Genomic DNA, 14,017 nt, shown 5'->3' with positions numbered 1-14,017 from the left:
TTCAGAAGGTGCTGATGATTAAGCGTTCATGGCCGCTTTGATTGCTTCAACAGCGGTATCAATATCTATCATTAATTTTTCACCAGTACGGCGATTTTTCAACTCAACCTTGTTTTCATCAAGATTACGCTCACCAATTACCAACGTGAAAGGTACACCGAGTAATTCCATATCGTTAAACATCACACCTGGGCGCTCTTTACGGTCATCAAATAACACGTCTAAGCCTGCGGCTTTTAAACCGTTGTAAAGGTTATTAGCGATATCTGGTATACGATGCGATTTATGCATATTCATTGGCACAATGGCTAAATCGAACGGGGCGATTGGCTGTGGCCAAATAATGCCGTATTGATCATTATTTTGCTCAATAGCCGCTGCGACAATACGCGATACACCAATACCATAACAACCCATAGTCATTATTTGGTTTTTACCGCTTTCGTTTAATACTCCCGCTTTCATCGCTTCTGAATACTTAGTACCAAGCTGGAATATATGGCCAACTTCAATACCGCGTTTAATATGTAAAGTACCATTACCACATGGACTAGGATCACCTTCGACAATATTACGTAGATCAGCAACTTCATACTCAGTTACATCGCGATCCCAGTTAATACCGCTGTAATGCTCGTCATCTTTGTTAGCACCGGCTACAAAATCAGCCATTACGTTGGCTGTACGGTCTACTAAAATTGGCATGATTAAGCCAACAGGGCCTAATGAACCCGGTTTAGCACCAATGGCTGCAATTATGTCAGCCTCGTTTGCCATTTCCAGTGGAGAATCTACTAATGGATGTTTTTCAGCTTTAAGTTCGTTAAGCTCATGATCGCCACGTATTACTAATGCAACTAAACCACGTTGACCATCTTCATTTGGCACGCCGTAAACAATCAGTGTTTTAACACTGCGATGAGGTTTAACACCATAGTGTTTCTTTAGCTCGTCGATAGTTTTCGCATCAGGCGTTGGGAATGCTTTTAATTCTTTTGCGGCAGCAGGGCGCGCTTCACTTGGCGCTAATGCTTCTGCTTTTTCGATGTTTGCTGCATAGTCACTTTTATCACTAAAGGCGATAGCATCTTCACCTGATTCAGCTAACACATGAAATTCATGAGATACGCTACCACCGATAGAGCCGGTATCAGCAATAACAGGACGGTAATCAAGGCCTAAGCGATCGAATATATTACAGTATGCTTTGTGCATTACTTGATAAGTTGCATCTAAACATTCTTCACTTAAATGAAATGAATAGGCATCTTTCATAGTAAATTCACGCGCGCGCATAACCCCAAAACGAGGACGACGTTCGTCGCGCACTTTTGTTTGTACTTGATACAAAGTAAGCGGTAATTGTTTATACGAACTTACTTCTTTACGAACAAAGTCAGTGATCACTTCTTCATGGGTTGGTCCTAACGCGAAAGTACGATTGTGACGGTCAGTAAAACGCATAAGTTCTGGGCCAAACTGCTCCCAACGGCCAGACTCTTCCCATAGATCCGCAGGTTGAATAACAGGCATCAACATTTCGATTGCACCTGATTTGTCCATTTCTTCACGCACAATGTTTTCGACTTTTCGTAACACGCGTAATCCAGAGGGTAACCAAGTATATAGGCCCGACGCGACGCGACGGATCATGCCCGCTCTTAACATTAATTGATGCGATACAATTTCAGCATCTGATGGCGTTTCTTTAAGTGTTGCGAGTATATATTGACTGGTACGCATGTTTATTCCGATAGTTATAAAATTATTATTTCAATTGGGCACTCAGTTTAGCAGCGGTTGCTTTTACACTAAAGCGCTAAGTGTGTTTTTCTAACTTTTTTCTATGCTAGTGACATAGTTATGCTCGTCGTTTACTTGCCAACGGATATTAAAATCATACAAGGTCATTCCATAACTTTGTTCACCCTCTTTTTGCTTTTTATAGGCAGGGCGAGGATCTTGCTTAAGTACATTACTAATAAAGTCATGCAACTGTGGGAAGTTGGTTTGCTGTTCAATAAACGCCTGCACTTGCGGGCTAAACTCAACGGTCATTTGCGTTTCTGGGCGCGTGTCAGCAAAGCCTGCGGTGGCATCAACCATGGCATCTGAATAAGGTAAATATGGTTTGATGTCTAAAATCGGGGTGCCATCAAGTAAATCTATGCCTGCCAATAATAAACACAGCTGGCCATTTTTATACTCTATGCCTTCAAGTTTGACGGCACTCATGCCTATGGCATTGGGTCTAAAGGTCGCGCGTGTGGCAAATACGCCTTTGCGCTCATTACCGCCTAAACGCGGTGGTCTAACCATGGCTGAGTAGCCTTTATCTGCAGTTTCATGAAAGCGAAACAATAACCAAATATGGCTAAATTCATCTAAACCACGAACAAATTCTTCACGGTTAAAATCAGCAGCAAATACCAACTTAGCTTTTGCTTGTGGAACTAAACGCGGTTGGCGAGGAATGGCGAACTTTTGTTTATAAGGAGATTGAATATGGCCAATAGCCGTTAGTTGAAAATCGCTCATGAAACTCAATTACTGTTAAAGATACGATATTCTAACCGCTAACAACAAAAAAGGCAGCTCGAAGCTGCCTTTTACTGCTAAATAACCTCAAAATAGGTTAAGCATTTCTTAGAACATATATTGGAATGAAACCGATGCTACATCCATTTCTGGATCAATTTCATCTTTTAGTTCATAGCGTTCATACTCAAAGCGTACCTGCATGTTGGTGGTGAATGCGTACTCGATACCTGCACCATAAAATACATCGCCTCCACTTTGATCTGCTGATATCTTACCAATAGCAGGAAGGTCGCTGGTTACCTCAGCATCCCATTCTAGCCAACCACCTTTAGCATAGACAGAGAAGCTATCCGTAATAGGGGCAGCTAACCGTGCGGCCAAAGACACACCATCAACTTCAGCATAGCTATCAATATCGCTTACTTCATCAAAGTTTTGATAGGCAAGCTCTAAACTTAAATACTTATTAAATTGCGTACCAACGTAACCCTTAAGCATTTGTGAATCATCATCAAAATCGATGTCGTCATCAGAGTCTTCAAATTTGAATGAGTATTGACCATAGCCAATACCTGTATATACGCGAGGGTAATCCATGTTTGTTGTTTCTGCACTAGCTGCAGTATTAAAACCTAACAATGCTAATGAGATAGCAGAAAGTGAAATTGATTTAATCATTTAATAGCTCCTTTACAAAATAAAAATATAACCTTTAAATTACCGGTTAATTTTAATATTGCATGGTGCGTGCCATGATTAATTTGGCTTAAAAACAGCCAGTTATAGTCTTTTATAGCATATAAAGTATACCAATGAGCGCTATTTAAACGCTCGTTCAGTTTGGCTGGAGAAAATATTTCTGACTAGGATGTAGCTTTTACAGATAGATAGTTTAGGTGATCAGGGTTCTGATTTATGCAATAAAGTTTCAGTTTCTATGGCAATCTCTTTCATCTTAATTGCGTAGTTTTCTAATTTTTTGTCTTCATTACTCACTGCGATGTATTCTGGCACTGCTACGGGGTAACCTGTTTCGTCCATGGCAACAAAGCTAATTACACAGTGGTTAGTCTCAACTAAATTACGCGTTTTCGGATCGCCACAGCGAACTTGTATAAAGATTTGCATACTGGTTTTGCCAGTGTGGGCAATTTTAGCTTCAACTTCAACAATTTGACCAACTAGAATTGGGCGACGAAATTTAACCCCAGCGACAGATACAGTGACACAGTAATGACCACTCCAACCAGCAGCGCAGGCATAACCTGCTTGGTCAATCCACTTCATGACGACACCGCCATGAACCTTCCCGCCAAAATTCACATCGGTGGGCTCTGCTAAAAAACGGAATACAACATTAGACGACGGCATAAAAATATCTCACTCATATATAATTCTTATTAGCATAGCGCAAAAAAGGGGCCGAAGCCCCTGCAATTTAGGATAGGTTTATAACTTATATGTAAAATATTATTTTTACGCTGTATCAAGCGCTTTAATTGTATTTAGATTACATATTTGGGTAGTTGGGACCACCGGCTCCCTCAGGTGTTACCCAGGTGATGTTTTGGCTCGGATCTTTAATATCGCAGGTTTTACAATGCACGCAGTTTTGTGCATTGATCACAAACTCGTCTTTGCCGGCAATTTGCTGTATCTCATACACACCCGCCGGGCAATAGCGCTGAGCAGGCTCGTCAAATTTAACTAAGTTAACATCGATAGGAATAGCGCTATTTTTTAGTTTTAAATGACACGGCTGAGATTCTTCATGATTGGTATTTGATAAAAACACCGAAGATAATTTATCAAAGCTGAGTTGACCATCAGGCTTCGGGTAATTAATGACACTGGCCTGATTTTTATCAACTAGCGTTGCGTGATCTGGGATATTATCTTTAAAAGTAAAAGGTAATGCCCCTGCAAAAATATTTTGATCAAGGGTGTTATACGCACCACCAAGAAATTTTCCTAGCTTATGCATCACAGGGCCAAAGTTACGTGATTGGTATAGCTCTTTATAAGCCCAGCTTTGTTTAAATGCTTCGCTGTAGTCAACTAAGTCAGTATGCTGTTGCTCGTTTGTAAGCGCGCTAAAGATCACCTCAGCGGCAATCATACCTGACTTCATCGCTGTGTGGTTGCCTTTGATTTTGGCAAAATTCAAGGTGCCAGCATCACAGCCGACCAACAAACCACCCGGGAAGTGCATTTTTGGTAATGAGTGTAAGCCACCTTTTGCAATCGCACGAGCGCCATAAGCAATACGTTCACCACCGGCTAATACATCTTTAAAGATTGGGTGGTGTTTCATGCGCTGAAATTCATCAAACGGGCTTAAATGCGGGTTTGAGTAATTTAAATCAACAATTAAGCCGACTACAACTTGATTATTATCACTGTGGTACATAAACGCACCACCGTTAGTATCTGCACTTAAGGGCCAACCGGTGCCATGAACTACCGTGCCTTGCTTGTGTTTAGCAGGATCGATTTGCCAAATTTCTTTAAAGCCTAAACCATAATGTTGCGGTGAGGCATCTTGATCAAGTGCAAATTGAGTGATCAGCTGTTTACCTAAGTGACCACGACAACCTTCAGCAAATACAGTGTATTTAGCACGAAGTTCCATGCCAGGCATAAAGCCATCTTTTTCATTGCCATTGCTATCAAGGCCCATATCGCCGGTAATAATGCCTTTTACTGTGTCATCTTCAATAATCAGTGAGTGTGCGCTAAAACCTGGGAAAATCTCAACCCCTAGGTTTTCTGCTTGCTCTGCAAGCCAGCGGCATACATTACCCATAGAGACAATATAGTTATCAGAATTATGAAATGTTTTAGGTGCGGCAAAGTGAGGGATAGCGGTGGCTTTGCTGTCATTATTAAACCAATATATTTCATCACTGGTTACTTTAGTGGTCACTGGTGCGCCAAGTTCTTGCCAATTGGGCAGTAACTCGTCCAAAGCGGTGGTTTCAAATACTGCGCCCGATAATATATGGGCGCCCACTTCGGAGCCTTTTTCAACCACGCAGATCATGCACTCTTGTTGTTTTTCTTGTGCTTGTTGCGCTAATCGTATGGCGGTAGCTAAGCCTGCAGGGCCTGCGCCGACAATAACGACATCAAATTCCATGGTTTCGCGTTCGACCATATTAACCTCTTTTATGTGACGGACCTGTGCCTTTACGAGGGCAATTTCATACTTGCAAATGAAACGTTACAGGCGATGAATAGTTTAAGGTTATTTTAGGTTGACGTTTACGTCAACAGGAAGTAGTCTGATTTCATAAAATAAATAGGTTGACGTACACGTTAGCTTGTAGGTTTAAATAATTATGGAGTTCCTATGAAAGTTCTCGTTCCAATAAAAAGAGTTATCGACTACAACGTAAAAGCACGCGTTAAAGCAGATAATAGCGACGTTGATCTAACTAATGTGAAAATGGCACTTAACCCATTTTGCGAAATTGCCATTGAAGAAGCTATCCGCTTAAAAGAGGCGGGCACTGCCACTGAAGTGATTGCTGTAACCATTGGTGCTAAAGCATCTCAAGAACAATTACGTACAGCTCTGGCACTGGGCGCCGATAAAGCGATTCATATTGAGACTGACGAAAAATTAGAATCACTGCACGTTGCAAAGCTGCTTGCTAAAATCGTCGAGCAAGAAGCCCCTGAACTGGTGATTTTAGGTAAACAGTCGATTGATTCAGATAACAATCAAACAGGTCAAATGCTGGCGGCTCTTACTGGGCGCGGGCAAGGTACGTTTGCATCAAAGGTCGACATAGCAAATGGCACTGTTAATGTGACGCGTGAAGTTGATGGCGGTTTACAAACAGTGGCATTAAAGTTACCGGCCGTAGTCACAACAGACTTACGTTTGAATGAACCCCGTTATGCATCATTGCCAAATATTATGAAAGCCAAACGTAAACCACTTGAGGTAATTGCAGCTGATAGCTTAGGTGTAGACTTAACCCCGCGTATCGAACTTGTTGCGGTACATGAACCTGCAAAACGCAGTGGCGGTATCATTGTTGATGATGTAGCCCAGTTAGTTGATTTATTAAAAACACAAGCGAAGGTGATTTAAATGAAAACATTAGTTATAGCAGATCATGACAATGGCAGTTTAAAGCCTGAAACTTCTAAAACCATAAACGCAGCATTAAAGCTTGGTTTTGCTGTTGATGTACTAATTGCTGGTGAAAACGTAGCACCAATGAGTGAAATAGTGGCCAGTATTGCAGGTGTAAACACCGTGCTGGTGGCTGATCATAGTGAGTATGCGCATCAGTTAGCTGAAAACATCGCAGATTTAGTGTTATCGCTTGCGCCAGATTATTCGCATCTTGTTGCTAGTGCCACTACAACGGGCAAAAATTTCATGCCACGTGTTGCCGCATTACTTGATGTTGCACAAATTTCAGAAATCATTGATGTGGTTGACGCTGATACATTTAAACGTCCAATCTATGCAGGTAATGCCATCGCAACTGTAAAATCACTGGATAGCAAAAAAGTGATCACCGTTCGTGCAAGTAGCTTTGATCTGCAAGGTGAGCAAGCTCCCGCTGAGAGTCGTGTTGTTGATTCTGTGTTTAGCAGTGAATTAAGCGCATTTGTAAGTGTTGAGCAAACCGAATCTGAGCGCCCAGAGTTAACTGCTGCGCAAGTGGTTATATCAGGTGGACGCGGTATGCAAAATGGCGAGAACTTTTCATTACTTAATGGTATTGCCGATAAACTAGGCGCGGCAATTGGTGCGTCTCGTGCTGCGGTTGACGCAGGCTTTGTGCCAAACGATATGCAAGTGGGTCAAACCGGTAAGATCGTTGCGCCTAACTTATATATTGCCGTAGGCATTAGTGGCGCAATTCAGCACTTAGCGGGTATGAAAGACTCTAAAGTGATTGTGGCTATCAATAAAGATCCCGATGCGCCAATCTTCCAAGTGGCAGATTATGGTTTAGTAGCAGATTTATTTGATGTGCTACCAGAGCTTGAACAAGCACTCTAATTTATAACGATTCTGGTTGTTAAAAGCTGTTGTGATCAGTTTACTGATCACGCGGCTTTTTTTCTTTTATTTTACCAATCAGAAAGTCTGTAATATCTAACTAAGTAATTACCATGAATAAGGAGTATCACTTGTCGTTTAGTGAGTTGGGTGCATTATTTTTTTAACACACATTGCCTTTTTACACTTTTTTTGCGCAAAATGTCAGGACACGCTAAGCTGAGGCTAAATGACTAGAAATTTAGAACTAAAAAATTAATAATCAATAAGCTAGCTTCACCCTTATCCCTTACATTTTTTAGAATACGTTGAGACCTCGCAGTGAAAACCAAAGCAATCCGCAATTTTTATATCAATGAAGAGCAGTCGGTCTATTTGCTTTCGCACCATGACGCCAAAAAACATCGCCAATGGTTGAATATCTGTATTAAGCAACTCACTAATTTAGGCTACAGCCAGGTTGAAATGATTGGCTCGGGTGCTTTTGGATTTGTATTTGCGGGTTTAGATGAGCGTAAACTTCCTTGGGTGTTTAAATTTTCACGTATCACCTTGGCGCAAAGTGTACGTGATCGACTTGAGGACGAAGCGTATATGCTCTCGCAAGTTGATAACCCATTAGTGCCTAAGTTTTATGCTTTTGAACGGATAAAAAAGCAGGGCATTTTAATGATGGCCCGCGCGCTGGGCGAAGACTTAGAAAAAGTATCACTTAAAAAAGGCCGCTTTAGCGCAGCAGCAATCGCCAGTTTAGCGCTAAAACTACGTAATGTATTAATAGACCTACGCACTCAGCAAAATGGCATAACGCCACAACCGATTGTGCATGGCGATATCAAGCCCTCTAATCTAGTGTGGGATGAACATACCCAAGGCTTATCGCTGGTGGACTGGGGCAGCTCGGTGTATGCCCAAATAGACAGTAATGGCGAGCCAATCACCAGTAACTTTATGGATTTAATGTCTGGCGATTTAAGTACCACCAATGCGCGGATGGGGGATGTGTATTTTATTGGTGATGAGCAAATGTCAGGTGCTAAATCATCGCCGCGTTTTGATGAGCAAGGCGTGGCGTCCACCTTATACGCACTGGCTTCTGCACAGTCATGCCGATTTGGCGCGCAAGTGATCCCAGCCAGTTCACTAGGGCTCCCTATGGAGCTTGCAAAAGTGATTGACGGTATGCTCTCTAAAAATAAAATTACAAGAGACGGGGCGGGTGATTACTTTATGCGTAATATGCCTGCTATGGCAAAAGCATATTTACCAGAGCTCAATTTAGCTGAAGATGTGCGAGCCAATATTCCATTTTGGTTTGGTAACGATGACGAACTACCTGATACTGTGGTTTATAGTTCACGTAAACAATTTTTACGCCAAGCCGACCTCAATCAACAACTGCTTGATGTAAATGACGCTCAATTGGACCGGTATTATAAAGAATTCCTGTTTGATACCGGTGATACTGAAAAAGCATTTTTAGCCTCTATCAGCCGATTAGCAAAATACCCAGTAGTAGGGGGCTTAAGCTTTCATTGGAAAGAGGAATCACTGTTCGTTGAATCATCACTGATCATGCATGATGAAAGTTTAGGCCATGCTTTTACCCAAGCGGTTAATAATACCGTGATGTTGGCACAAGGCATTCATCAAAAAGGCTTATTTAAGTGTTGTTTATTTGATGCAAGAAAGACCATTCAACTGGAGCGTGATGGCACAGGGGCATTTAAGTTTGAACAACTTCCAGAGCTTGACTATGAGGTAATGAATTTAAAAAGCTCAGAAGTCACCCGACCACATTCTTATTTTGAAGACGGTAAAGATCCGGACGAGCAACTGCAGCTACCTAAAAAAGTGATCAAATGCGTATTTGAGTTAAACCAAATACATCATACCGGCTGCATTATTTTTGAAGCTTTACCAGATAGAATGAAAATACATCATTACTATCGTTTGTTAGATGGCACTAAAGAAGCACAGTTTAAGCGCTTGCTTAATAAGTTGATGCAATATGCGGTGAGCATTACTGATGTGGGGGTTGCCGGGTTTATGAAACTACCTTACAAAAATACCCGTGAGTTTGCCTTGTGTGATCGCCAGCCTGATTTTTTCTATCCTAAAGATCCTAAACGTTTTGGCGCTTAATTTTGCCGTGTAAATACGTTAAACTAATGCATCAAAAAAAGGATAAATAATGGCAAAAACTCAGCCCGCAATCACTATGCAAAGCTTTGGTATTTATACAAAGTGGGATTCATCATCAAAAGCCTTACCGCAAATTCAAGCATTTACCACAAAAGTACCCGCACAACTCGATGTGGAGTTTGGTTTTATCATTAATATTAAAAAAGCCAAAGGCGAAAAGCTTCATTATTGTATTTATCATCCTGACATACCGGATGCTGATGGTGAGGTAATGCCACCATTTTACGGCTTTGAATACGTTAAAGACAATGACTGGCACTTTTACTTAGGTGATACCTTGTGGCAACCTATCAGCAATAAAATAGGTGACTGGCGCATGACCATAGAGCTAAACGGTAAACTGATTGCCGATAAAACATTTTCAGTGTTTGAACAAGAGTCCATGTCAGAAATTGAGTTTTGGCAAAAGCGCGGGTATTAAATACTTTATGTGTATATAGGCTTATTGTATTTGTAGTAAGTGTAATTGTTGAAAATAAATTAGGACGAGGTGGTTACTCCACCTCATGAAATAAATTAGATTTTAATTACTTTGAGCCAGCTCTTTTCTAATAATCTCTGCGCCAGCGGTTAACGCATTGAGCTTACCTCTTGCAACTGCGCGAGGTAGGGGGGCCATACCACAGTTAGTACACGGGTAGAGCTTGTCAGCATCGACAAACTGCAGTGCTTTACGTAGCGTATTTGCCACTTCTTCAGGTGTTTCTATGGTATTGGTGGCAACGTCAATGGCGCCAACCATTACTTTTTTACCGCGAATAAGTTCAAGTAGTTCCATTGGTACATGAGAGTTGTGACATTCTAATGAGATAATATCAATATTAGATTGCTGCAGTTTTGGAAATGCTTCTTCGTATTGTCGCCATTCTGAGCCTAACGTTTTTTTCCAATCTGTATTGGCTTTGATGCCATAACCATAACAAATATGTACGGCCGTTTCGCATTTAAGGCCTTCAATGGCTTTTTCTAAACACGCAATTCCCCAATCATTTACCTCATCAAAAAACACGTTAAATGCAGGCTCATCAAATTGAATGATATCAACCCCCGCAGCTTCTAGTTCTTTGGCTTCTTGATTAAGAATTTTGGCAAATTCCCAAGCGAGCTGTTCGCGGCTTTTATAATGGTCATCATAAAGTGTATCTATCATAGTCATAGGACCTGGTAGCGCCCATTTGATCGGTTTTTTGGTTTGGCTGCGTAAAAACTTAGCATCATCAACAAAAACCGGTTTTATACGACTAACAGGTCCAATGACTGTCGGTACACTGGCATCATAGCGGTCACGAATTCTCACCGTTTTACGGTTTTCAAAATCTACACCGTTAAGGTGCTCAATAAATGTGGTAACAAAGTGTTGGCGTGTTTGCTCGCCATCACTGACAATATCAATACCTGCGCGTTGTTGCTCTTGCAGAGAGATCCGTAATGCATCGTGTTTGCCGTCAATTAATTCATCACCTTGAAGTTTCCAAGGTGACCAAAGAGTCTCTGGCTCTGCAAGCCATGAAGGTTTAGGTAAGCTGCCTGCAGTTGAAGTCGGTAATATTGTTTTGCTAATAGATGTTTTCATAATAAATAATGCCATTTATTTGGGTTAACTTTTTAAGTTGCGATTGAATCTAACGATTGAACTCGCTATTACGCGTAATTAGCAGACCATTGCTCAAGCACTGTTTGATATGGCTTGATGAAGTGCTGCTCAGCAAATTTCCCCTGTTCATTCGCCAATTTACTGCGCTCTTCACGGTCATAAACAATTTGCGTGAGTGAATGATCTAGGTTCTTCAAATTTGGTTGATATGATTTCCCCGCAGTCGCATTGGCATTATAGATCTCTGGTCGGTAGATTTTTTGAAATGTCTCCATAGTGCTAATAGTGCTAATAAGCTCAAGATGAGTGTAATCATTTAGCAAATCACCAACAAAATAAAAGGCTAAGGGCGCTACACTATTTGGCGGCATAAAATAACGCACCTGCAAGCCCATTTTTTTGAAATATTGCTCAGTCAAAGACGGTTCATTTGGCTGATATTCAACACCTAACGCAGGGTGCTGATTTTCAGTACGATGATAGGTCTTGTTATCCGAAACACTTAGGCATATTACTGGCGGCTTTTTAAAGTGCTTTTTGTAGCTGTCAGAACTAATAAAATATTTAAATAGTTTGCCATGCAGCTCGCCAAAGTTATCAGGAATACTAAATTTAGGCTGATCTTTATTATGTTCTTGCAGTAATACACTAAAATCATAGTCGCGCACATAGGAGGAAAAATTATTTCCTACAATGCCTTCAATGCGTTTGTTAGTGTGATGATCAACAATATTTGTTTTCAATATTTCAATCGATGGAAAGCTATTACCACTGCCAGCAATATCCATATCAACAGAGATGATTTCAAGCTCTACAGAATAACGATCCGCTTTTGGGTTATCCCACTGCGCCAAGGCATTAAAACGGTTATCGATCATTTTTAAGGCGTTGCGTAAGTTTGCTTGGCGATAACTGCCTCTGGCCAAGTTTGCAAAATTGGTAGTGATACGTGTATTAGCTGCTGGATGATAATTTTCATCGAGACAAATACTCTTAATAGTAAATGTGAAATCTTTAGTCATGGTGATCTGTATCCAATTATCTGATTTAAAACCTGCGTTTATGCTGTGCTCTTGAGCGAATTAACGTTACTGATCTCTCAGTAAGTGATGTTCACAGTTTTTGTGTTTGTGCCTGATGGCTTAATTAAAACCGCTGTAAAACTGTGTTGCCTCTAAGAGTTGAGCTATTTATACGTGGATCGGTACATGAATAAAAACGGTTTAATTTCACCTAAAACATGAGCTGTATTCATCAACTAATAATATTGCACGCCATTAGCTATAAATTATCTGAAGTGGCACTTTAAAAGACAGAGTGCCAACTTGGCTATACAGACATTTAGACTTCTGGGTGGGTATCTTGTATTTATTTCATCTAAAACATGAGGATTATTCAGGGCTTAATTTAGCAAATATATCAATGGGCATCAGTTATATTGATATACTCGCGGCCAATGTGGTGAGTGATCGCTGCTCTGTTGGAAATAGAAACGCATTCATCTGGCATGAGTGCCCCAAAATTATAATAAGAGATAAACGCAATGAGTGAATTGATAATGTTGATTTTATACTGCGCCTTACTTGGCAGTGGCGTAGGTTTTTTAGCAGGGCTGCTAGGTATTGGGGGCGGGCTGGTTATTGTTCCTGTGTTGAGTATTATTTTACTGCATTTTGAAATTCTACCAGCTGAGCAAGTCGTTATTGCCGCAATTGCAACGTCATTAGCATCAATATTATTTACATCAACGTCTTCCGCAATCGCACATCATAAAAATGGCAATGTTCCATGGACTCTTGCTCCTTGGGTAATGACGGGCGTTGCACTGGGGGCGCTTATCAGTGGCTTTATAGCAGCACTATTACCTGAGCAGATTGTTCGCTTAGTGTTTGCTGTCACAGTGGTACTTATTGCGATAAAGATGTTTGTAAGTAATAAGCGTAAGCCATCGGTTGAGCGTGGCATGCCCAATAAAAGTGTGTTAACCATTATGACCACGATCACCGGCGGCTTGTCTGCGATGATCGGTATTGGCGGAGGCGCGCTTTTGGTACCATTGTTAACGTTTTTCTCAGTCGATATGAAAAAAGCCATAGGGTGTGCATCCGCATGCGGCATTGTTATCGCATTATTTGGTTCAATTGGTTACATCAGCTCAGGCAGCGGCCATTTTGCACTAGAAGATGGATTTGCTGGATTTGTGTATTTACCAGCGTTATTCGGTATTATTTGCACATCCTGGTTTACCGCCCCGTTAGGCGCCAAAGCCACCCATCACTTACCAGTCACGTTAGTCAAAAAAATCTTCGCCGCATTGTTGCTAGTAACCGCTGTCAAAATGATTATGTATTAAAAGGAAGGGCACTGCAGTGAAACGAATAGAGCCAATAATTTATCAAATCGGTTCTATTTGCGTAGGCTAGCTCTTTAAGCGCAGCGAACCTTAATACCTTTGTGAATAATTCACTAAAATTTTATTGCACAAAGAGAAAAGAATGAGAAATAAATGAGGGTTTAAATCTGAGAAAGCTAAGTCGTTTTTTAAATGAAAGTACATTAGAACATTTATGAAAAGTATCCGTATAAGCGCAAAAAAGCTGGCACTGCCAGCTTAATTATTAAAACATTTTGTTAGCACTTAGCACTTA

Annotated in this window: 12 protein-coding genes; 5 read left to right on the top strand and 7 right to left on the bottom strand. The window is 40.9% G+C overall.

Going from position 1 to position 14,017, the window contains the following annotated elements; translation table 11 throughout:
* Nucleotides 1-18: 18 nt before the first annotated feature.
* From H5187_RS03465 to H5187_RS03445, 5 genes are all read right to left on the bottom strand, one after another.
* Nucleotides 19-1,743, bottom strand: coding sequence for a proline--tRNA ligase (locus H5187_RS03465; protein WP_182797550.1), 1,725 nt, complete (start codon nt 1,741-1,743; stop codon nt 19-21).
* Nucleotides 1,744-1,833: 90 nt separating this feature from the next.
* A complete protein-coding gene (tsaA, locus tag H5187_RS03460) occupies nt 1,834-2,538 on the bottom strand; it encodes a tRNA (N6-threonylcarbamoyladenosine(37)-N6)-methyltransferase TrmO (RefSeq protein WP_182717847.1) in 705 nt (234 codons plus the stop codon).
* A gap of 108 nt (nt 2,539-2,646) precedes the next feature.
* Nucleotides 2,647-3,219 carry an outer membrane beta-barrel protein gene (locus tag H5187_RS03455; protein WP_182717846.1) on the bottom strand — a complete coding sequence of 191 codons (573 nt, stop codon included), beginning with the start codon at nt 3,217-3,219 and terminating at the stop codon, nt 2,647-2,649.
* A gap of 222 nt (nt 3,220-3,441) precedes the next feature.
* The gene (locus H5187_RS03450) at nt 3,442-3,912 is read right to left on the bottom strand and encodes an acyl-CoA thioesterase (RefSeq protein WP_145233918.1); all 471 of its coding nucleotides are present in this window, start codon (nt 3,910-3,912) and stop codon (nt 3,442-3,444) included.
* A gap of 139 nt (nt 3,913-4,051) precedes the next feature.
* The gene (locus H5187_RS03445; RefSeq protein WP_182717845.1) at nt 4,052-5,698 is read right to left on the bottom strand and encodes an electron transfer flavoprotein-ubiquinone oxidoreductase; all 1,647 of its coding nucleotides are present in this window, start codon (nt 5,696-5,698) and stop codon (nt 4,052-4,054) included.
* A 195-nt stretch (nt 5,699-5,893) separates the two neighbouring features.
* Between H5187_RS03445 and H5187_RS03440 the strand changes: the two genes are divergently transcribed.
* The 4 genes from H5187_RS03440 (at nt 5,894) to H5187_RS03425 (ending at nt 10,196) form a co-directional block, all read left to right on the top strand.
* Nucleotides 5,894-6,643, top strand: a complete 750-nt coding sequence (locus H5187_RS03440; protein ID WP_149981096.1) for an electron transfer flavoprotein subunit beta/FixA family protein — start codon at nt 5,894-5,896, stop codon at nt 6,641-6,643.
* The gene (locus H5187_RS03435) at nt 6,644-7,570 is read left to right on the top strand and encodes an electron transfer flavoprotein subunit alpha/FixB family protein (protein WP_182717844.1); all 927 of its coding nucleotides are present in this window, start codon (nt 6,644-6,646) and stop codon (nt 7,568-7,570) included.
* A gap of 321 nt (nt 7,571-7,891) precedes the next feature.
* Nucleotides 7,892-9,715, top strand: coding sequence for a protein kinase domain-containing protein (locus H5187_RS03430; RefSeq protein ID WP_182739271.1), 1,824 nt, complete (start codon nt 7,892-7,894; stop codon nt 9,713-9,715).
* A 49-nt stretch (nt 9,716-9,764) separates the two neighbouring features.
* Entirely contained in the window at nt 9,765-10,196 is a 432-nt protein-coding gene (locus H5187_RS03425) for a DUF3859 domain-containing protein (protein ID WP_182739272.1), read from the top strand.
* A 102-nt stretch (nt 10,197-10,298) separates the two neighbouring features.
* Here H5187_RS03425 and H5187_RS03420 read toward each other — a convergent pair whose 3' ends face one another.
* On the bottom strand, nt 10,299-11,348 hold the full coding sequence (locus H5187_RS03420) for a methionine synthase (protein ID WP_182739273.1): 1,050 nt from the start codon (nt 11,346-11,348) through the stop codon (nt 10,299-10,301).
* Between the two features lie 68 nt (nt 11,349-11,416).
* Nucleotides 11,417-12,391 carry a DUF1852 domain-containing protein gene (locus H5187_RS03415; protein WP_182717840.1) on the bottom strand — a complete coding sequence of 325 codons (975 nt, stop codon included), beginning with the start codon at nt 12,389-12,391 and terminating at the stop codon, nt 11,417-11,419.
* A 521-nt stretch (nt 12,392-12,912) separates the two neighbouring features.
* Between H5187_RS03415 and H5187_RS03410 the strand changes: the two genes are divergently transcribed.
* Nucleotides 12,913-13,722 carry a sulfite exporter TauE/SafE family protein gene (locus tag H5187_RS03410; RefSeq protein WP_182797549.1) on the top strand — a complete coding sequence of 270 codons (810 nt, stop codon included), beginning with the start codon at nt 12,913-12,915 and terminating at the stop codon, nt 13,720-13,722.
* The last annotated feature ends 295 nt before the right edge of the window (nt 13,723-14,017 follow it).

It is taken from the genome of Pseudoalteromonas sp. SG44-1 (assembly GCF_014164315.1).
Taxonomy (GTDB): Bacteria; Pseudomonadota; Gammaproteobacteria; order Enterobacterales; family Alteromonadaceae; genus Pseudoalteromonas; species Pseudoalteromonas rhizosphaerae.
Note: the sequence above shows the minus strand (reverse complement) of the source record. Positions and strands in the feature narration are given on the sequence as shown.

Coding starts and splice junctions, on each gene's coding strand:
- H5187_RS03450 (WP_145233918.1), bottom strand. CDS start 3,912: ATGCCGTCGTCTAATGTTGTATTCCGTTTTTTAGCAGAGCCCACCGAT.
- H5187_RS03465 (WP_182797550.1), bottom strand. CDS start 1,743: ATGCGTACCAGTCAATATATACTCGCAACACTTAAAGAAACGCCATCA.
- H5187_RS03425 (WP_182739272.1), top strand. CDS start 9,765: ATGGCAAAAACTCAGCCCGCAATCACTATGCAAAGCTTTGGTATTTAT.
- tsaA (WP_182717847.1), bottom strand. CDS start 2,538: ATGAGCGATTTTCAACTAACGGCTATTGGCCATATTCAATCTCCTTAT.
- H5187_RS03435 (WP_182717844.1), top strand. CDS start 6,644: ATGAAAACATTAGTTATAGCAGATCATGACAATGGCAGTTTAAAGCCT.
- H5187_RS03455 (WP_182717846.1), bottom strand. CDS start 3,219: ATGATTAAATCAATTTCACTTTCTGCTATCTCATTAGCATTGTTAGGT.
- H5187_RS03420 (WP_182739273.1), bottom strand. CDS start 11,348: ATGAAAACATCTATTAGCAAAACAATATTACCGACTTCAACTGCAGGC.
- H5187_RS03445 (WP_182717845.1), bottom strand. CDS start 5,698: ATGGTCGAACGCGAAACCATGGAATTTGATGTCGTTATTGTCGGCGCA.
- H5187_RS03415 (WP_182717840.1), bottom strand. CDS start 12,391: ATGACTAAAGATTTCACATTTACTATTAAGAGTATTTGTCTCGATGAA.
- H5187_RS03440 (WP_149981096.1), top strand. CDS start 5,894: ATGAAAGTTCTCGTTCCAATAAAAAGAGTTATCGACTACAACGTAAAA.
- H5187_RS03410 (WP_182797549.1), top strand. CDS start 12,913: ATGAGTGAATTGATAATGTTGATTTTATACTGCGCCTTACTTGGCAGT.